This is a genomic window from Oceanobacillus limi, from assembly GCF_900111445.1.
In the GTDB taxonomy this organism is placed as follows: domain Bacteria; phylum Bacillota; class Bacilli; order Bacillales; family Amphibacillaceae; genus Ornithinibacillus; species Ornithinibacillus limi.
On record NZ_FOHE01000002.1, the window covers coordinates 26522 to 45984 of the forward strand.

Genomic DNA, 19463 nt, shown 5'->3' on the forward strand with positions numbered 1-19463 from the left:
ATAGAGAGGAAGTGATTTTGTTTTGAATTCATGTTCGCAAAGATTAATGCATCTTCACCGATGCCGAGGAATTACTCGAAAGACAATTCGCCATATTCTCCACGATGACCCTGCATTATCACATATCTACCATTTAACAGCCTCTGACATTAAGAAAAGGTATAATATTCCACTAGAAAAATCCACTACGATCGTACAAGATCTTCACCATGATCGTTTATATAATCAAGTTGTTCGCGATTTTTCCCATTATAAAGTAATTACAATAGTTGACGAAAACTATCCTCCTATGTTAAAAACAATAAAAGATGCACCGCTAGTTTTATATACGATTGGCAATACTTCATTATTAAACAGTCAGCCGGCACTGAGCGTGATTGGAACAAGAAAACCGTCTAAAGAAGCAAAAGGAAAATTGAACCATATTGTTCGCCCACTTTTAGATGACAAATGGGTCATTATTAGCGGCATGGCAAGAGGGATTGATAGTTTTTCCCATCAATTGTCCTTGCATTGTAAGGGGAAAACTATTGCTGTATTAGGTAGCGGATTTGATAACATTTACCCTCAAGAAAATGTCGGACTATTTCAACGAATATGTGAAGAGGGTCTAGTGATATCGGAGTATCCTCCAAACTGCCCGCCCAAACCTTACTATTTCCCAGAAAGAAATCGGATCATAAGTGGACTTAGTTTTGGTACCTTAGTTATTGAGGCAATGGAACGTAGTGGCACGTTAATAACCGTTGATCAAGCACTTGATCAAGGGAAAGAAGTGTATGCGGTTCCAGGTTCGCCACTTATCCAGCAAACAATTGGTTGCCATAAAATGATTCAGGATGGTGCAAAGTTAGTTCATCATGCAAACGATATCCTAGAGGATTGGGAGAATAGCCCTGAGAAAAGAATGACTACAATTACATAGTCTCTCTAATGAAAAAGTACCGTTCCTATTACAGGATGTTTGACAAATGTACAGGATATATTTAATATAAGTGAAGATTTCTATAATGAAAATGATTATCGTATCATATTGTAAATATTAAACTCATGCATCAATATAAATAAGAATAAATAAGCGACCTCAGGTTGGAGGAGAATATATGGCAGATTATTTAGTGATTGTTGAATCACCTGCAAAAGCAAAAACAATTGAGCGTTATTTAGGGAAAAAATATAAAGTAAAAGCTTCTATGGGACATGTTCGTGACTTGCCAAAAAGTCAGACAGGTGTAGATGTTGAGCAAGATTTCAAGCCAAAATATATTACTATTCGTGGTAAAGGTGATGTATTGAAAGATTTGAAGAAGTCCGCAAAAAAAGCGAAAAAAGTATATCTAGCGGCCGATCCGGACCGTGAAGGGGAAGCTATCGCTTGGCATCTTGCACATGCATTAAATGTGGAAGAAGATTCTGAATGCCGAGTTGTATTTAATGAAATTACGAAGGATGCAATCAAAGACTCATTTAAACACCCGCGTTCGATAAACCTCGACTTGGTAGATGCTCAACAAGCGAGAAGAATTTTAGACCGTTTGGTTGGTTATAAAATTAGTCCTATTCTATGGAAGAAAGTAAAAAAAGGATTAAGTGCCGGACGTGTTCAATCGGTTGCTTTGAAAATGATTATTGATCGTGAAAAAGAGATTGAGAATTTTGAGCCAGAAGAATACTGGTCAATTGATGCAAGCTTCTTAAAAGATAAAGAGTCCTTCCAAGGTTCTTTTTATGGGATTGATGGAAAAAAACAAGCATTAAATTCAGAAGAAGAAGTACAAGATATATTGAATAAATTGAGTGACAAAAAATTTACCGCGGAGAAAGTAAACAAACGGGAGCGTAAACGCAATCCGGCAAAACCTTTTACTACATCATCTTTACAACAGGAAGCAGCTCGAAAGCTAAATTTTCGAGCGAAGAAAACGATGATGGTTGCTCAGCAATTATACGAAGGGATTGATCTAGGAAAGAAAGCCGGTGGAATTACGGGTCTTATTACATATATGCGTACGGACTCAACTCGTATCTCAAATACGGCGAAGCAGGAAGCGAAGGACCTAGTCGAGGAGAAATATGGAAAAGAATTTTTAGGTGGAGGAAAAAACGAAAAGCAAAAAGAAGGAGCCCAAGATGCTCACGAAGCAATTCGACCGACATCTGTTAACCGTGACCCTAAATCTTTAAAAGATATCTTGTCACGAGATCAATATCGACTATATAAGCTAATTTGGGAACGATTCCTAGCAAGTCAAATGGCACCAGCAATTTTAGATACAATGACAGTTCACTTGGTGAATAATAATGTAGAATTCCGTGCAACTGGATCTAAAGTTAAATTTAAAGGATTTATGAAAGTCTACGTTGAGGGAAATGATGATAATAAAAAAGAAGAAGATAAATTTTTACCAGATATAGAGGAAGGTATGGTTGTAGACGCAGAGGAAATAACTCCGAATCAACATTTTACACAGCCACCACCTAGGTATACGGAAGCGCGTCTTGTTCGCACAATGGAAGAACAAGGGATAGGACGTCCATCAACATACGCACCGACTTTAGATACCATTCAACGGAGAGGGTATGTAACACTTGACCACAAACGGTTTGTACCAACAGAACTGGGGATAATTGTTATTGATTCGTTAAAGGAATTCTTCCCAGAAATTATAGATGTAGATTTCACCGTTAAAATGGAAAGCGATTTAGATGCTATTGAAGATGGTAAGGTTGAGTGGGTAAATCTATTAGATGAATTTTATCAAGACTTTAAAGTTCGTTTAGAAAAAGCAGAAAAAGAAATGGAAAAAATCGAGATTAAAGATGAGCCTGCAGGTATCGACTGTGAAAATTGTGGTCATGAAATGGTGTATAAGATGGGGAGGTATGGAAAATTCCTAGCATGTTCTAATTTTCCTGAATGTAGAAATACAAAACCGATCCTCAAAGAAATTGGGGTCACCTGTCCGAAATGTAATGAAGGAAATGTTGTGGAACGGAAATCGAAAAAGAAGAGAGTCTTTTATGGTTGTGATCGTTTTCCTGAATGTGACTTTGTTTCTTGGGATAAACCAATTTCTCGACCGTGTCCCAAATGTGAATCTTTACTTGTGGAAAAACGAAGTAAAAAAGAAGTACAAATTCAGTGTACCAATTGTGATTATAAGGAAGAAGCTCAGTGATCGAAACCCGTCTGTGGCTGCAGGCGGTTTTTTTTTGTTAAAGAAAAAATATAAAATAACAATCAAATGATATTTGTGAAATATTCATAAAATTTATGTCTATGGGTGTTTTAATATACAAATAGTTGGGAAGAACTAACATATAGAAATAATTTTATGAAAAATGTATATCAAAATATTTCAAAGGGTATACAATATTTAAGCAGAAAGAAAATTTTAAAATTTCCTTTCTGCGTAAGTCCATAATGGAAGCGTCCCTATAAATGTGGTAAAAGCCAAGTATTCTAAAAAAAACTTATATTTGTAATTGTTGACTATTCAATTGTAACAAGATATAATTACGTCTTGGTAAGGTGATATACTTGACACTGTCCAATTATAGCTGGATATATATTAAATATGTAAAAAATGCAGTTTATATGGAATTCAAATAACTTGATGCCAATTCAGAATTTTGTTACAATTTTGTTAAGTTGATTGCATTTCCATATTTTTATGTGTTATGATTTAATCGCTGTTCAATAAAGAGGTGTAGGTTTGAGTCATTTTACTGTGTATCATAAGGATTTTATCGAATACTTGCAAATTGAAAAAAACGCTTCGCCTTATACTGTAAAATATTATTCATATGATCTTGAAACGTTTTTTTTATTTTTACAACAAGAAGACATTCGTGAAATTACAGAAATAGATCAACGAATTGTTCGAGTATACTTAACAAAGTTATATGATCAACAATTATCAAGGAAAAGCGTATCGAGGAAAATTTCAAGTCTTCGTAGCTTCTTTAGATTTTTGGAAAGAGAATCTTATGTATCATCAAATCCATTTTTAAATGTCTCTCTACCTAAGGCACAAAAACCGATTCCAGGATTTTTATATATGGAGGAGTTGGAAAAACTTTTTGAAGTGAATGATCTTTCTACTCCATTAGGACAAAGAGATCAAGTCATTTTAGAATTATTGTATGCAACAGGTATACGAGTGAGTGAATGCCAAAAATTAACGATAAAAGACATAGATTTTTCGATTGGTACAATACTTGTGACAGGGAAGGGAAATAAAGAAAGGTATATTCCGTTTGGAAGTTTTGCTGAAAAGGCAATAGATACATATTTGCAAGATGGTCGACAGAAACTTTTGACCAAATCCAACAATGATACGGAATACATCTTCCTAAATGCACGTGGTAACCCATTGACGGATAGAGGAATTCGCTTAGTTTTAAAAAAGATGGTGGAAAAAGCAGCTCTCACAGTTCACGTTCATCCTCATAAATTAAGACACACATTTGCCACGCATATGTTAAATGAAGGAGCAGATTTACGTGCGGTTCAAGAACTGCTAGGGCATGAGAATTTATCTTCTACACAGGTATATACGCATGTAACGAAGGATCATTTGCGAAATATATATTTGAACAGCCACCCAAGAGCTAGAAATTAATAATGAAGGCAATGAGGTGATTTGGATGCATGAAATTCATGCGACTACGATATTTGCAGTCATGCATAATGGTCAATGCGCTATGAGTGGAGATGGTCAAGTAACACTAGGTAATGCAGTTGTCATGAAACATAAAGCGAAAAAGGTTCGAAGACTCTACAATGGTAAAGTTTTGGCTGGATTTGCTGGTTCGGTAGCAGATGCTTTTACTTTATTTGAAAAGTTTGAAGGGAAGCTTGAAGCATACAACGGAAATTTAACCAGAGCTGCTGTAGAACTTGCTAAAGAATGGCGGAGTGACAAAGTGTTAAGAAAGCTTGAAGCTATGCTAATTGTAATGAATAAAGAAAGCATGTTGTTAGTTTCAGGTACAGGTGAAGTAATTGAACCAGATGATGGCATCTTGGCTATTGGGTCTGGTGGCAACTATGCCTTAAGTGCTGGAAGAGCACTTGTTAATTATTCGGATAATCTATCAGCAAAGGAAATTGCAAAAGCAGCAATGGAGATTGCTGGCGAAATATGTGTTTACACAAATAACCAGATTACTCTGGAAGTACTTGACTAATGAGGAGGGCCATGTATACATGGGTATTAATTACACTCCAAGGCAGATTGTTAACCAATTAGATCAATATATTATTGGTCAGCAAAACGCTAAAAAATCGGTAGCTGTAGCTTTGCGGAACAGGTATCGCCGTACTAAATTAGATGAAAAGATTAAAGATGAGATTGTTCCCAAGAATATTTTAATGATAGGGCCTACTGGTGTGGGTAAAACAGAAATAGCAAGAAGATTGGCGAAATTAGTTGGCGCACCCTTTGTAAAGGTGGAAGCAACAAAGTTCACGGAGGTTGGCTATGTAGGTCGAGACGTTGAATCAATGATTCGTGATTTAGTAGAAATGTCCATTCGGATGGTTAAAGAAGCCAAAATGAGTCAAGTAACTGAAAAGGCTAAAGTAGAAGCGAATAAACAACTTGTAAAATTATTAGTGCCGCAAGCTAAGAAGCAATCAACAATGACGAATCCTTTTGAAATGCTTTTTTCAGGTCAGGGAAATGCTGATGAGGATCAGGAACATGAAAAAAACGATGAAATTAAAAGTAAGCGACAACGAGTGGAACACCAATTGGCTTTAGGTGAATTAGAAGATCATATTGTAACTGTGGAAATTGAGGAAATGCCCCCATCAATGTTTGATATGTTGCAAGGTTCTGGTATGGAACAAATGGGGATGAATATGCAAGATGCCTTCAGCCAGTTTATGCCAAAGAAGAAGAAAAAACGTAAACTTCCAGTATCAGATGCAAGAGAATTACTAATTCAACAGGAAGCGCAAAAAATGGTTGATATGGAAGAAGTTGCACAAGAAGCTATTGAACGCGCTGAGCAATCTGGTATCGTATTTATCGATGAAATTGATAAAGTTGCCGGAAAACAAGATAACTCCCCGAATGTATCGAGAGAAGGTGTCCAACGAGACATATTACCAATCGTTGAAGGTTCAACCGTTGTCACAAAACATGGACCAGTTAAAACCGATCATATGTTATTTATTGCAGCGGGAGCCTTTCATATGGCAAAACCTTCTGATTTAATTCCGGAATTACAAGGTAGATTTCCGATTCGTGTTGAATTAGAGAAATTATCTGTTGAGGATTTCAAGCGCATATTAAATGAACCATCTAATGCATTGTTAAAACAATACGAGGCTTTATTGAAAACAGAAGGTATAAATGTAGTGTTTACAGACGAAGCTGTGACTAGATTAGCTGAAATTGCTTACCAAGTGAATCAAGACACGGATAATATAGGTGCAAGAAGGCTTCATACGATTCTAGAGAAACTATTAGAAGATCTATCTTTTGAAGCACCAGATATTAACATGGAGACGATTCATATAACTCCAGAATATGTAGATGAAAAATTAAGCACCATTATTAAGAATAAGGACTTAAGTCAATTTATTTTATAACATAACAAAACTAAATTATTAAAAAAATGGAGGATCATAATGGAACTTTTAACTCGCGCAAGAAGAATTAATGCAATGTTACAAAAAGCAACGGGAAAATCGGTGAATTTTAATGATATGGCTGCATCTTTAACAGATGTAATTAAAGGGAATGTATTTATATTAAGTAGAAGAGGTAAGTTATTAGGATTTGCCATTAACCAAGAAATCGAAAATGAACGTATGAAAGGTATGCTAGAGGATCGTCAATTTCCAGAGGAATATACAGAAGGTCTATTTCATATTCATGAAACAACACCAAACTTGAATATTGATAGTCCGTACACGGTATTCCCAGTTGAAAATCGTGACTTATTTAAAAATGGGTTAACGACAATTGTACCAATCATTGGTGGGGGAGAAAGATTAGGTACCCTAATCATCGGTAGATTACAGGATAGCTTCAACGATGATGATTTATTACTAGCTGAATATGGAGCAACTGTTGTTGGTATGGAAATTCTACATGAAAAAACTGAAGAAATTGAAATGGAAGCTAGAAGTAAAGCAGTCGTTCAAATGGCCATTAGTTCATTATCTTACAGTGAATTAGAAGCTATTGACCACATTTTTGAAGAATTAAATGGAAAAGAAGGATTACTAGTAGCAAGTAAAATCGCAGATCGTGTAGGAATAACTCGTTCTGTAATTGTTAACGCACTACGTAAATTAGAGAGTGCAGGAGTAATTGAATCTCGTTCATTAGGGATGAAAGGTACGTACATTAAAGTACTAAATGATAAATTCCTTGTAGAACTAGAAAAATTACGTTCCAGATAAGGTGATTCTTCATTATTGCTAATTGTTAGATGAACAAATCGGGCATTTGACTTTAATGCTCCCAGCTAACTTCCTTAGTTTAACTTGTTAGATTTGAAGTGGGTTCTTATGAGGTACAAGGCATTACGTTTATGTCGGTGTGCCAGACACATCTCGGGTATACTGTAAGATGATCGGAAAAGTGCTAGTGGATATTTTTCTACTAGCACTTTTTTATTGACTTGATTTGTCAAATATAGTCGAAATTCACCTGCTTATTGAATGTTATAATCCAACATAGGAGAAATTTACCAATGCTGTTTTAGTCACATCATCCTAGTAAATTATAACTATTTTATTTCCTAGATGAGAATAATGTCGAAATTTGATAGACTTTATCTCGTAAATAAATTACAATATTCGTATGGATTTATGAATTTATGTCGGTTATTGTATTTTTGAAAACAATTTTTAATGTAGTTATTTCAACCTATTACTTAAGGGGGGGATTAGATATGAGTTTATTTGGAGGTACAATTCATACGTTGCAAAATTCACTTGATTATGCGAGCGCAAAAAATAGAACGATCTCTACGAATATAGCAAATATAGACACTCCAGATTACAAAGCGAAAGATGTTGCTTTTAAAAGTGTATTAAACGATGCACTTTCTGATTCGCTACCAGCTAAACGCACACACGAAAAACATATTCCTTTTGGGGATTATTCCCAATCAAGTTTTAAAACCATCACCAGAAATAATACAGCTTACAATCATAATGGTAATAATGTTGACGTTGACAAAGAAATGTCTGAATTGGCTCAAAATCAAATCTATTATCAAGCGTTAGTAGATCGTATTAATGGAAAACTAGGTAGCTTACAGAAAGTTATTAGAGGGGGTAATTAGGTATGTCGATATTTAATTCATTCAATGCAAGCGCCAGTGCATTAACAGCACAACGACTTCGCATGGACGTAATATCTTCTAATATATCCAATGCACAAACAACACGTGCAACAGTTAATGAAAATGGAGAGTACGAGCCTTATCGTCGTAAAATGGTAAATTTAGAACCTACGGATAAAACCTTTCGATCCTTTTTGCAAAAGGCATCAAATACTTCTTCTGATCATGCCGATGGTGTAAAAGTTGCTGGGATTGTAGAGGATGAGGAACCTTTTAAGGTCGTTTATAACCCTTCACATCCAGATGCTAATGAGGAAGGTTATGTTCAATTACCAAATGTTGATCCATTAAAAGAAATGGTGGATTTAATGAGTGCAACTCGATCCTATGAAGCAAACGTAACAGCATTAAATGCGAGTAAGGGTATGTTAACAAAAGCACTAGAAATTGGAAAATAATTGTAGAGGGGATATTTATCAATGATTGAAATGTTAAATAGTATACAAAAGCCTTCATCTGTTGACCTCCAGTCATCAAAACCTGCTATATCACCAGGTGAAGAACAAGGGAAGTTTGCAAATGCATTGAAAAACGCTATTGAAGAGGTTAATGAAGCGCAAATAGTTTCTGATAAAAAGACAGAAGCATTAGCAATGGGGAAAATTGATGATCTACATGATGTTATGATTACTGCACAAAAAGCTAGTGTTACGTTAGAAGCAACAGTTCAAGTTCAAAAGAAAGCAATTGATGCTTATAACGAAATCATGCGTATGTCTGTTTAATCGACTATTATCTAATATAGTTATCGGTTAAAAATATAAATAATTAAATTAAAACAATAATAATTTAATAATTGTCTTGAAATTTGGCGGGGGAATATATGAAGGAAAAACTATCGAATACAACTGATAAACTGAAAACCTTTTGGGCTGGTCGATCCAAAAGTCAAAAAGGGCTTTTTATAGGATCCATCGTAATAATAATTGCCTTCATAGTAGCCATTTCATTGTTTTCAACTAATTCTAACAATGTACCTTTATATAATAATCTATCTATACAAGAAGTAGGGCAGATTAAAACAGAATTGGATGCTAGAGGGGTTCCGTTTGAGCTACAAGATGGTGGAACAACGATATTGGTACCGGAAGAACAAGTAGATAATTTGCTTGTTGATCTAGCAGGACAAGGTATTCCAAATAGTGGAAACATTGATTACTCGTTTTTTAGTGAAAACTCCTCATGGGGAGTCACGGATAACGAATTCGATATGATGAAGCTAGATGCGATGCAGACAGAATTAGGCAACTTAATGAAAGGGATAGAAGGTATTCACGATGCTCAAGTTATGATAAATCTACCGAAGGATCCGGTATTTGCAAGCGAGGCTGTTCAACCAGCTTCTGCTTCCATTGTGTTAAATACACAACCTGGATATCAGTTCGAGGGAAATCAGGTAGATACATTATATAATTTGGTGTCTAGAGCCGTACCGAATTTACAACCAGAGAACATCGTCATTATGAACCAATACTTTGAATATTTTGATCAAAATTCACAAGCGTCGTCCGGTGCTCAAGATGCATATACACAACAACAGAATATAAAAAGAGATATCGAAAAAGATATCCAACGAAGAGTGCAGCAAATGCTCGGAACGATGGTTGGTATGGATAATGTAATTGTGTCTGTAACTACTGATGTTGATTTTACAGCAGAAAACCGAGTGGAAGAATTAATTGAACCAATTGATCCTGAAACAATGGAAGGTCTTCCTGTCAGTGTGGAATCCATCCATGAAACATATTCCGGTCTTGGGGATGCAGCAGGTGGTATTCCTGTTGGGGAAGAGGATATTCCTGGCTACGAAGGGCTAGAAGATGGAGATTATGGTGATTACGAGTTAGTGAAGGAAACAGTAAACAATGAATTTAATAGAATTCATCGTGATATTGTAGAAAGTCCGTACAAAATTCGCGATCTAGGAATACAAGTTGCTGTGGATAATGTAAAAGGAATGGATGGAGAGCAAGTAGTTTATCTCAATCAGCAGGAACAAGCAGATGTTGAAGCGGGGATTGAAAACATATTAAGCTCGATCATTAGTACTTCGATTGATAAGGAATATGGTGAAGTCGTTCCAGAAGAGAAAGCATCTATCGTATTCCAAGAGTTTACGGAAACACCTACTGTTCCAGAAGGAGCAACACCTACTATTCCACTGTGGATGTACCTTGTTGGTGGAGGACTACTACTAGCAGTCATTATATTATTAGTTATGTTATTACGTAAGAAGAAAAATTCTACTGAAGAAGAAGAATATGTAGAAACGGAAGTTCCTGTTGCACCAACGAAAGAAGTAGAAGAAATTAAAGAAGAAGAATCTGAATCTGTCGTACGCAGAAAACAACTAGAGAAAATGGCAAAAGAAAAACCAGAAGACTTTGCAAAACTATTAAAGAGTTGGATTGGGGAAGATTAGGAGGTTTTTAAATGGCAAAACAGCAAACTTTAACAGGAAGACAAAAAGCTGCGATTCTATTAATCTCCCTTGGTCCAGATGTATCTGCTGAGGTATATAAGCATTTATCAGAAGAAGAAATAGAGAAACTAAGTTTAGAAATTTCTTCTGTAAAAAAAGTTGATAGTGAGTTAAAGGATGACGTACTAGAACAATTTCATCAAACGGCTCTTGCTCAGGATTATATCTCCCAAGGTGGGATTGGTTATGCGAAAACAGTATTAGAGAAAGCATTTGGACAACAAGAAGCAACAAATATCATTGGACGACTAACATCGTCATTACAAGTAAGGCCATTCGACTTTGCGCGTAAAGCAGATCCACAACAAGTATTGAATTTTATACAAAGTGAACACCCACAGACAATCGCGCTTGTCTTATCTTATTTAGATTCAGAACAATCCGGACAAATTTTGTCAGAATTACCGCAAGAGGTACAAGCAGATGTAGCAAGACGAATAGCTACGATGGATTCTACTTCACCAGAAGTTATTAGCCAAGTAGAAGAAGTACTTGAACGCAAAATTTCTTCTTCATTATCAGAGGATTATACACAAACTGGTGGAATTCAAGCGGTTGTGGAAGTGTTAAATGGAGTAGATCGAAGCACAGAACGTACTATTTTGGATGCACTTGAAATTCAAGATCCCGAATTAGCAGAAGAAATCAAGAAACGTATGTTTGTATTTGAGGATATTGTTATTCTTGATAATCGTGCAATTCAACGTGTCATTCGCGAAGTCGAAAACGAAGACTTGCGACTTGCTCTTAAAGTTGCAAGTGAAGAAGTAAAAGATATCGTCTTCAAGAATATGTCACAACGAATGGCAGAGACATTTAAAGAGGAAATGGAGTATATGGGTCCTGTTCGATTGAAAGATGTTGAAGAAGCACAAACCAGAATTGTTGCAATCATTCGCAGGTTAGAAGAAGTCGGTGAGATTGTTATTGCTCGTGGTGGAGGAGACGATATCATTGTCTAATTCACATTATCAATCAAAAAAATTAATCGAGATAAAGCCTATTAAGATTGAAAAAGAAATTAACGAAAACCAAGAAACAGTCTTATTAGATTCCATTCATGAAAAAGAAAACAAATTAACGGAACTTAGAAATGAAGTAGAAAAATTAACTAAACAAAAAGAAGCAACCCTTCTCGAAACGAAACAACAAATTGAAAACGAAAAGAAAAACTGGGAAGACGAAAAGCAGCAGCTCGTTGAAGTAGCGAAAGAAGAAGGGTATCAAATAGGGTTCAATCAAGGGAAAGAAGAGGGTTATAACGAATGTTCTAACCTTCTTGAACAAGCGAATTCTATTTTGCAATCTGCAAGGAATGACTATCATGCAACAATTGAGAAAAGTGATGACTCCATCATTGAATTGGCAATACATGTAGCTGAGAAAATTATGAAACAACAAATCAACGATCATCCAGAATCCTTTGTTCCAATTGTGAAGGAAGCAATACATTCCCTAAAAGATAAATCGTTAATAACTATATATTTGCATCCTTCCAATCATGAATATGTACTGCAACAAAAAAAGGAACTACAGCATATTGTAGAGAAGCAAGCAGAATTATCCATACTAGTTGATGAATCAGCAAAAGAAGGAACTTGCATAATTGAACATCCTTTTGGAAAAGTAGATGCCAGCATTGACACCCAGTTAACGCAATTACGTGATGTATTATTTGAAGTAATAATGGAGAATAAACAATGAATATTACCCATCATCTTTCTGCAATTGAACAAGCCGAAACATATAAGCGATATGGTAAAGTGCAACAAGTTATTGGTATCATGATCGAATCGCACGGTCCTGATGCAAATATCGGTGAAGTTTGTTATATTCACCCTTCATCACCTAACAAGAAAAAGATAATGTCTGAAGTAGTTGGGTTTAACAATGAAAGAATAATATTAATGCCCTATTCTGAGTTAACAGATGTTGGACCAGGATGTTTGGTAGAATCAGTTGGCAAACCATTAAGTATTAAAGTTGGTCGAGGATTAATTGGTAAGGTTATTAATTCGCTAGGTGAAAACCTTGATCATTCGCCACTACCCAAAGGTTTAGAGAATTATGTGACGGATAGAGAACCTCCAAACCCAATGGCTCGTGCTCCTATTTCGGATCCAATACAAGTTGGTGTTAAAGCAATTGATACAACGTTAACAGTGGGAAAAGGACAACGAATTGGTATTTTTGCCGGAAGTGGTGTCGGGAAAAGTACTTTACTAGGTATGATCGCTAGAAATAGTGAGGCAGATATTAATGTTATTGCATTAATAGGAGAACGTGGTCGCGAAGTTAGGGAATTTATTGAGAAGGATCTTGGAGAAGATGGATTAAAGAAATCGATTGTAGTTGTTGCTACTTCAGATCAACCTGCATTAATGCGGATTAAAGGTGCGTATACAGCTACTGCAATCAGTGAATATTTCCGAGACCAGGGCTTCAAAGTTAATCTCATGATGGACTCTGTTACTCGAGTTGCAATGGCTCAACGTGAAGTAGGCTTAGCTACTGGTGAACCCCCAACAACAAAAGGGTATACACCGTCCGTTTTTGCTACTTTGCCAAAGTTATTAGAAAGAACTGGAACAAATGAATATGGTTCAATTACTGCTTTTTATACTGTATTAGTAGATGGGGACGACATGAACGAACCGATCGCAGATACGGTTAGAGGAATTTTAGATGGTCACTTTGTTATGGATCGTAGATTAGCTGAAAATGGACAATTCCCAGCGATTAAAATTCTCAAATCAATAAGTAGGGTCATGAACAACATTGTCAGTGAGGAACATATTTCCATCGCTCAACAACTACGTTCACTATTGTCAACTTATGAGCAAAATAGTGAATTAATCCAAATCGGAGCTTATAAACGAGGAACAGACAAAGAAATAGATAAAGCAATCACATTTCATCCAAAAATACAATCTTTCTTAAAACAAGACATCTTTGAGTATAAAACGCTAGATGAATCAATTGAATTGATGAAGCAGTTGTTTAATGGAGGAAGTTAAAGATGGCTAACATGGTAGTAATGAGTAAGATTTTAACTATTCGTGAAAAAGAAAAAAAGGACGCCCAGCACGCATACCAACTATCAATCAATCAATTTGAGCGAATTGGTACAAAAATGTATGAGCTTCTACGAAAAAAAGAAGTAGCTGAACAGGCGTATGAAGAATCACTGCAAGCTTCAACCAATATCACTTCAATCCAGGAACACATGGAATATATGGAATTTATAAATAAACAAATTAACAATTTACAGCAAGCTGTGCAACAAGCAAGAACAGAAATGGAAGCGAAGCAATCGAAATTAACGAATGCTCATGTTGAAATGAAGAAATTCGAAAAATTAATCGAATATCGTAATATAGATCAAGCGAATCAAGAAAAAAGATTAGAAAATGCGCAGATGGATGAAATATCCGTTCAGCAATTTCTGAGCTATCAAAATAGGTGAGTATCATGGCGAAAGAGATAAATGAAGAAAAAAAGAAAATGAATCCTATCTTATGGTTTTTCGTTGCAATCGTAATTCCACTACTAATTGTAGTATCCCTAACCGCAGTTGGGTTAGCAATTGCTGGAATTAATGTAGTTGACTGGGTAAAGAACACCGCAAACGATATTCCAGTTGTTAACTCCTATATTACTACCGAGGAAGAAGCGAAAGAGGAAAAAGCCGAGGAAGAAGTACAATCACAAGTTACAGAAAAAGACAATGAAATAGAATCCTTAGCTGCTGAAGTTTCTAACTTGGAAGGAATAATTGAACAACGGGAACAAGAGATTGCTCAACTTGAAGCTAAGCTAGAAGAAGCAACATCCACCTCCGAGGAGGCTGATAATACCGAACAACGTGATGCGGTAAAAGAAATGTCTGCCTCCTTACGAGAGATGGATAGCGAACAAGCAGCTAGAATTATTGAACAATTGGATAGCAATACAGCCGTTTCTATTTTGCAGAAACTATCAAACAAGGATCGTGGAGCCATTTTACAAGAAATAGAGTCTGAAACAGCAGCAGAAATTACAGCTTTATTTATAGAAAGTAACGATTAATAAACGTACAACTGAAAGGAGGTGAAAAAATGAACGCGATCGGAATGCTTTTTAGTAAGGTTTCAGAACAACTTTCAACAGTAGTGGAAACAAAACAACAACAATCTACTAAAAAAGATGACTTGTTTCAGTCCTTATTGCTAAAAGAAAGTAATTCAAGTGTAAACAATTTAGAACTTTCCACAGAGGATGGCGAAACTATTCCTGAAGATATAAAGGCACTGTTGGATGGGGCGGGTGATTTAGAAGAGGCTTTACAACCGTTAGTTGCGTGGCTAATGTCAAATGAGAATGTCGATCTATCTAATCTATCAACTGAGCAAGTGAGTTTGCTGAAGGACGTAGAATTATCAAATGACCAGTTGATGAACCTGTTGCATAATCTTAATGCTAGTATAAGTTCAGATCAAACTGAGAAAGGTAAACAAACTCAATTTACTATTGAACAATTGATATCTTTACAAGAAACTCTAGTAGCAAACTCCAATGGAAAAGACCTGTTAAGTGACGACCAGATAAAAAATCTTAATAAGTTTCTAGATTTATTCTCTAAATTTGAAGCAATTCTTCAAGATGTGAATTCACAAAGAGATTTAAAGAAAGCAGCGCCACAAATACTTGATTTGCTACAAAAGTGGACTGCATTAGAGAAGTCACTTGGAAATAACAGCAACGTTCTAAACTTGACAAATCAAGAAGGTTCCAAGTTAGAAGGGATTTGGAAGGACTTATTACAATCTTTCCAAAAGCGAAATCAATTTGCCGCAAATGCACAGTATAATACTAATGCGAAAGTTACGACGACAGATATTGCAAAATGGGTAGATCATGCATTACAAAAAAATGGCCTAGCTGAAAAACTAACTGGACAGAACGTAAACGCTTGGAATGGTTCATCAATGCCAATGACTCGGTTAGAACAATATGTAATCCATGTTAATCAGGCACAAGGTACTCAACAAACAACCCCTGATCAACAGCTAATGGATCAAATACAAAAAGTGATGAAGTCAAGTAAATTTTTATCCATGCCAAATGGAGCAAACCAATTATCTATCTCGTTACGGCCGGATAATTTAGGTGATATGATGATTAAGTTAACCCAGATTAACGGTGAAATGACGGTGAAGATAATGGTTACGTCCCAAGCAGCTAAAGAAATGCTTGAATCCAACATGAACCAGCTTAAAAATATGTTCTCGCCACATCAAGTGACGATTGAGAAACAAGATCTGACGACACAACAACAAGGGCAGAATATGCAAAAAAATCAAGACGAAAAATCATTTAATGAGCAGAATGATAATAATTCCTCTGGAAGCTCGTCATCAAATGATAATGAGCAGTCAAGCAGTGAAAATGACTTTGAATCTGCCATACAAGATTTATTATTAAATGAGGAGGTGTAGGTGAGGGATGACTACTATTGATCCATCTTTATATTTAAAGAACCAACAAACAACTAAAACACCAAGCACAAATCTTGGCAAAGATGAGTTTTTGAAGATATTAATGACACAATTACAAAATCAGGATCCAACTGCACCAATGGACGACAAAGAGTTTATCTCGCAGATGACGACATTTTCTTCCTTGGAACAAATGATGAATATGACAGCTTCAATCGATAAACTTGTTCAAAATCAGACGGTTTCTCCAGTTATTCAATATAGTCATATGATCGGAAAAGAAGTTACATATGATACGTATGACAAAGAGACTGAAAAAAAATCTGGTCAAGAAACAAGTGTCGTAATAGCTGTTAGTCAAAAAGAAGGTCAAGCCGTTCTACAACTAGAAAATGGCGAGAAAAAATATGTAGAAGAGATTGTACAAGTTAGCCAGCCTAGTGATAAGGAAGATGCAGGGGATACCGAAGAAGGAAGTGAATAGCATGGATCACCGGATTCATCAAGTATCACAGCAACATGCTTTGCAAATTCCGACGGGTCGTAAACCTATAGATAATCAACACACTTCCGATTTTAAAGAAATTCTCATTGGCCAACAAGCGCTAAAGTTTAGTAAGCATGCTAGCCAACGGCTTAACGAACGGAATATCGAGTTTAATGAGAAGCAATGGGAGACCATTTCTGAAAAAGTGTTGGAAGCAAAGCAGAAGGGGATTACCGATTCATTGGTTGTAACGAATAATGCAGCTCTTGTTGTCAGTACGAAAAATAATACAGTAGTTACTGCAATGGATCGAGAAGAAGCAACAAGTAATATTTTTTCAAATATTAATGGAACAATTTTAATAAACGATTAGGCTGGACCCTTATGGGAAGCCAATAAGCTGTTGACTGACTGATACAGCTTTTCAAACCAATTTAAAGGGGAGTAATAATTATGCTACGTTCAATGTATGCAGGTATTTCTGGAATGAAAAACTTCCAAACGAAATTAGATGTTATCGGTAATAATATTGCCAATGTAAATACGTCCGGATTCAAAAAAGGTCGTGCAACTTTCCAAGAGATGATGAGTCAAATGACTTCTGGTGCTCAAGGGCCAACTGAAACACGTGGTGGGGTAAACGCAGCACAGGTAGGATTAGGTTCTCAGCTCGGATCAATTGATAATATTCATACACAAGGTTCTCGTCAAACAACGAATAATCCATTAGATTTTGCTTTAGAAGGTGATGGAATGTTTGCTGTACGCGATGGAGAAATGACCGCCTATACACGTGCTGGTAATTTCTACTTAGATGAGGATGGAAGTATTGTTAATTCAGAAGGTGCTTATTTATTAGGTTTTCCATCTGAGCAAGAGATTGATGCTCGACAAGTAACTACTTGGGATAGTGCTGGGAATCCACTTATTATTTCAACAGATCCAATTACTGGAAACAAAACTGTTTCGGCTATTAATGAAGATGGTGAGGAAATTAATTACCAGATTGAGTTTGGGGAAAATGATGCTGGTGAAGATATTATGAGTGTTATGAAAGTGTATGAGGATGGTACAGAAAAAGATCTAGGGTCATTCACCAAAAATGTCGATAATGAATTTGAACTAGAGGTTTTTAAAGACCAGGGTGGAGAAGATATAGTAGTAAAGTTTAGTGATAATGAAGATCATGATCCAATTATTGAAATAAATGGGGTTAGCAAGACTTTTTCAACTGATGGCAATGAAAATACTGAGTTGGATTTAGAAGAAGAAATTGAGATTAACTATAGTAACGACGCAAATAGTGTTAGTCCAATTAGTATAACAACTGCACAAGACGGAACGATGACACTCACAGCGGATTCAGCAAGTCAAACCTTTAAACTTGATGAAGAAACTGGAACATTATCTGCAGAAGTAGGTGGTGTCACAGTTACATTAGATGGTGCAGTTATGTCAATTAAAGAAGTAGATGGTGCTGACAAAGTGATAGCAGATGAAACTACTAATTTCATGAGAGAAGACGCTGTACTTGAAGAAGTCATCAACTACGATGATATGGAAAATCCAACTACATTAAACATTCCTGACACAGCGCAGAGCTTTAGTGTTCAATCAGATGGTACGATCACTTATGTTGATGAATTTGGTGATAACCGAATTGCAGGACAAATCGCGGTTGCTAATTTCTCAAATCCTGCAGGTTTAGAGAAAGCAGGAAGTAATCTATTCCTAAACTCTGCAAACGCAGGCTTTAATGGTTTTTCTATTCCTGAATCAGAAGGAACAGCATCAATCGTAAGTGGTTCCTTGGAAATGTCTAACGTTGACTTATCGGAAGAATTCACAGAAATGATTACAGCACAGCGTGGTTTCCAGGCAAATACACGAATTATCACAACATCAGATGAAATCTTGCAAGAGCTTGTTAATCTAAAACGATAATAAGGGGGTAGGGAGTGACTACTAAACTAGCTCACTCCCGCCAATACAATGATATCTGTTACACGTTTAAATGGTGACGCCTTTGTATTAAATGCAGCAATGATCGAGCAGGTTCAAGCATTACCTGATACAACAGTAACTCTACAAAACGGCAAAAAAATTGTCGTAAGAGAACCAGTCCAAGAAGTGATTGAGTTAATAACTTCCTATTATCAAAAAATAGGAATCCAGCAATCACTTAAAGAGGTGAGTGATACAAGTGAATAAAATTATAAAGACAATGTTAATTTCCTTATTAGCTATCATTCTAATAGGTGGAATTACAACGGCAATCGTATTATATTTTGTAAATGATAAAGCAGAAGGTCAGGAAAAATCAATTGATGATATTATTGAATATTCCTACGCGACTCCAGAAATAACAACCGATTTAAATGATGGAAGCTTTGTTCGTATTCAATTTCAAGTCATAACGGACAGCAAGGAAGCAAAAGAAGAAATTGAAAAAAGAGATTTCCAAGTAAAAAACGTTTTGATTAAGGAATTAGCAAAATTAGAGAGTGAAGAATTTAAAACTGGTCTATCTAGTTTAGAAGAAAAGGTCATAACAGAGTTAAACGAAGTAATGACAGAAGGAAAAATCACAGACGTATATACAATACAGAAAATATTACAATAGCAATGTACTCCGGAATGGAGG

Annotated in this window: 21 protein-coding genes; all 21 read left to right on the forward strand. The window is 35.9% G+C overall.

The window, feature by feature from the left end:
- Window positions 1-46: 46 nt before the first annotated feature.
- The 21 genes from dprA (at window position 47) to fliL (ending at window position 19442) form a co-directional block, all read left to right on the forward strand.
- The gene (gene dprA, locus BMX40_RS02445; protein ID WP_090866489.1) at window positions 47-925 is read left to right on the forward strand and encodes a DNA-processing protein DprA; all 879 of its coding nucleotides are present in this window, start codon (window positions 47-49) and stop codon (window positions 923-925) included.
- A 178-nt stretch (window positions 926-1103) separates the two neighbouring features.
- A complete protein-coding gene (gene topA, locus BMX40_RS02450) occupies window positions 1104-3179 on the forward strand; it encodes a type I DNA topoisomerase (protein WP_090866491.1) in 2076 nt (691 codons plus the stop codon).
- Window positions 3180-3716: 537 nt separating this feature from the next.
- Window positions 3717-4625, forward strand: a complete 909-nt coding sequence (xerC, locus tag BMX40_RS02455) for a tyrosine recombinase XerC (RefSeq protein WP_090866493.1) — start codon at window positions 3717-3719, stop codon at window positions 4623-4625.
- A 25-nt stretch (window positions 4626-4650) separates the two neighbouring features.
- Window positions 4651-5193, forward strand: a complete 543-nt coding sequence (gene hslV / locus BMX40_RS02460; RefSeq protein ID WP_090866495.1) for an ATP-dependent protease subunit HslV — start codon at window positions 4651-4653, stop codon at window positions 5191-5193.
- Between the two features lie 19 nt (window positions 5194-5212).
- A complete protein-coding gene (hslU, locus tag BMX40_RS02465) occupies window positions 5213-6604 on the forward strand; it encodes an ATP-dependent protease ATPase subunit HslU (RefSeq protein WP_090866496.1) in 1392 nt (463 codons plus the stop codon).
- Window positions 6605-6643: 39 nt separating this feature from the next.
- Window positions 6644-7423: a GTP-sensing pleiotropic transcriptional regulator CodY gene (gene codY, locus BMX40_RS02470; RefSeq protein WP_090866498.1), complete on the forward strand. Its 780-nt coding sequence runs from the start codon at window positions 6644-6646 to the stop codon at window positions 7421-7423.
- A 494-nt stretch (window positions 7424-7917) separates the two neighbouring features.
- Window positions 7918-8313, forward strand: a complete 396-nt coding sequence (gene flgB / locus BMX40_RS02475) for a flagellar basal body rod protein FlgB (RefSeq protein WP_090866500.1) — start codon at window positions 7918-7920, stop codon at window positions 8311-8313.
- A 2-nt stretch (window positions 8314-8315) separates the two neighbouring features.
- On the forward strand, window positions 8316-8771 hold the full coding sequence (gene flgC / locus BMX40_RS02480; RefSeq protein WP_090866502.1) for a flagellar basal body rod protein FlgC: 456 nt from the start codon (window positions 8316-8318) through the stop codon (window positions 8769-8771).
- A gap of 30 nt (window positions 8772-8801) precedes the next feature.
- Window positions 8802-9098 (forward strand): flagellar hook-basal body complex protein FliE, encoded by a 297-nt coding sequence (fliE, locus tag BMX40_RS02485; protein WP_170840656.1) that lies wholly within the window; start codon window positions 8802-8804, stop codon window positions 9096-9098.
- A gap of 98 nt (window positions 9099-9196) precedes the next feature.
- Window positions 9197-10795: a flagellar basal-body MS-ring/collar protein FliF gene (gene fliF / locus BMX40_RS02490; protein ID WP_090866506.1), complete on the forward strand. Its 1599-nt coding sequence runs from the start codon at window positions 9197-9199 to the stop codon at window positions 10793-10795.
- Between the two features lie 11 nt (window positions 10796-10806).
- Window positions 10807-11817 carry a flagellar motor switch protein FliG gene (fliG, locus tag BMX40_RS02495; RefSeq protein ID WP_090866508.1) on the forward strand — a complete coding sequence of 337 codons (1011 nt, stop codon included), beginning with the start codon at window positions 10807-10809 and terminating at the stop codon, window positions 11815-11817.
- Complete coding sequence (gene fliH, locus BMX40_RS02500) at window positions 11810-12559, forward strand: flagellar assembly protein FliH (protein ID WP_170840646.1); 750 nt, start codon at window positions 11810-11812, stop codon at window positions 12557-12559. The genes fliG and fliH overlap by 8 nt, the downstream gene beginning before the upstream one ends.
- On the forward strand, window positions 12556-13872 hold the full coding sequence (fliI, locus tag BMX40_RS02505; protein ID WP_090866512.1) for a flagellar protein export ATPase FliI: 1317 nt from the start codon (window positions 12556-12558) through the stop codon (window positions 13870-13872). Before fliH ends, fliI begins: the two co-directional genes overlap by 4 nt.
- Window positions 13873-13874: 2 nt before the next feature.
- The gene (gene fliJ / locus BMX40_RS02510; RefSeq protein WP_090866514.1) at window positions 13875-14321 is read left to right on the forward strand and encodes a flagellar export protein FliJ; all 447 of its coding nucleotides are present in this window, start codon (window positions 13875-13877) and stop codon (window positions 14319-14321) included.
- 5 nt (window positions 14322-14326) lie between these two features.
- Complete coding sequence (locus BMX40_RS02515) at window positions 14327-14923, forward strand: MotE family protein (protein ID WP_090866516.1); 597 nt, start codon at window positions 14327-14329, stop codon at window positions 14921-14923.
- A 29-nt stretch (window positions 14924-14952) separates the two neighbouring features.
- The gene (locus BMX40_RS02520; RefSeq protein WP_090866518.1) at window positions 14953-16332 is read left to right on the forward strand and encodes a flagellar hook-length control protein FliK; all 1380 of its coding nucleotides are present in this window, start codon (window positions 14953-14955) and stop codon (window positions 16330-16332) included.
- 7 nt (window positions 16333-16339) lie between these two features.
- On the forward strand, window positions 16340-16816 hold the full coding sequence (gene flgD, locus BMX40_RS02525; RefSeq protein ID WP_090866520.1) for a flagellar hook assembly protein FlgD: 477 nt from the start codon (window positions 16340-16342) through the stop codon (window positions 16814-16816).
- 1 nt (window position 16817) lies between these two features.
- Window positions 16818-17192 carry a TIGR02530 family flagellar biosynthesis protein gene (locus BMX40_RS02530; protein WP_090866521.1) on the forward strand — a complete coding sequence of 125 codons (375 nt, stop codon included), beginning with the start codon at window positions 16818-16820 and terminating at the stop codon, window positions 17190-17192.
- Window positions 17193-17335: 143 nt separating this feature from the next.
- On the forward strand, window positions 17336-18763 hold the full coding sequence (locus BMX40_RS02535; protein WP_244513345.1) for a flagellar hook protein FlgE: 1428 nt from the start codon (window positions 17336-17338) through the stop codon (window positions 18761-18763).
- 48 nt (window positions 18764-18811) lie between these two features.
- On the forward strand, window positions 18812-19030 hold the full coding sequence (locus BMX40_RS02540; protein ID WP_090866526.1) for a flagellar FlbD family protein: 219 nt from the start codon (window positions 18812-18814) through the stop codon (window positions 19028-19030).
- A complete protein-coding gene (fliL, locus tag BMX40_RS02545) occupies window positions 19023-19442 on the forward strand; it encodes a flagellar basal body-associated protein FliL (protein ID WP_090866528.1) in 420 nt (139 codons plus the stop codon). The genes BMX40_RS02540 and fliL overlap by 8 nt, the downstream gene beginning before the upstream one ends.
- The last annotated feature ends 21 nt before the right edge of the window (window positions 19443-19463 follow it).

Bases quoted from the DNA above. Each gene is read 5' to 3' on its own strand.
- hslU (WP_090866496.1), top strand. From the start codon at position 5,213: ATGGGTATTAATTACACTCCAAGGCAGATTGTTAACCAATTAGATCAA.
- dprA (WP_090866489.1), top strand. From the start codon at position 47: ATGCATCTTCACCGATGCCGAGGAATTACTCGAAAGACAATTCGCCAT.
- flgD (WP_090866520.1), top strand. From the start codon at position 16,340: ATGACTACTATTGATCCATCTTTATATTTAAAGAACCAACAAACAACT.
- BMX40_RS02515 (WP_090866516.1), top strand. From the start codon at position 14,327: ATGGCGAAAGAGATAAATGAAGAAAAAAAGAAAATGAATCCTATCTTA.
- fliG (WP_090866508.1), top strand. From the start codon at position 10,807: ATGGCAAAACAGCAAACTTTAACAGGAAGACAAAAAGCTGCGATTCTA.
- flgC (WP_090866502.1), top strand. From the start codon at position 8,316: ATGTCGATATTTAATTCATTCAATGCAAGCGCCAGTGCATTAACAGCA.
- fliE (WP_170840656.1), top strand. From the start codon at position 8,802: ATGTTAAATAGTATACAAAAGCCTTCATCTGTTGACCTCCAGTCATCA.
- BMX40_RS02540 (WP_090866526.1), top strand. From the start codon at position 18,812: ATGATATCTGTTACACGTTTAAATGGTGACGCCTTTGTATTAAATGCA.
- fliF (WP_090866506.1), top strand. From the start codon at position 9,197: ATGAAGGAAAAACTATCGAATACAACTGATAAACTGAAAACCTTTTGG.
- topA (WP_090866491.1), top strand. From the start codon at position 1,104: ATGGCAGATTATTTAGTGATTGTTGAATCACCTGCAAAAGCAAAAACA.
- codY (WP_090866498.1), top strand. From the start codon at position 6,644: ATGGAACTTTTAACTCGCGCAAGAAGAATTAATGCAATGTTACAAAAA.
- fliJ (WP_090866514.1), top strand. From the start codon at position 13,875: ATGGCTAACATGGTAGTAATGAGTAAGATTTTAACTATTCGTGAAAAA.
- flgB (WP_090866500.1), top strand. From the start codon at position 7,918: ATGAGTTTATTTGGAGGTACAATTCATACGTTGCAAAATTCACTTGAT.
- BMX40_RS02520 (WP_090866518.1), top strand. From the start codon at position 14,953: ATGAACGCGATCGGAATGCTTTTTAGTAAGGTTTCAGAACAACTTTCA.
- hslV (WP_090866495.1), top strand. From the start codon at position 4,651: ATGCATGAAATTCATGCGACTACGATATTTGCAGTCATGCATAATGGT.
- fliI (WP_090866512.1), top strand. From the start codon at position 12,556: ATGAATATTACCCATCATCTTTCTGCAATTGAACAAGCCGAAACATAT.
- BMX40_RS02530 (WP_090866521.1), top strand. From the start codon at position 16,818: ATGGATCACCGGATTCATCAAGTATCACAGCAACATGCTTTGCAAATT.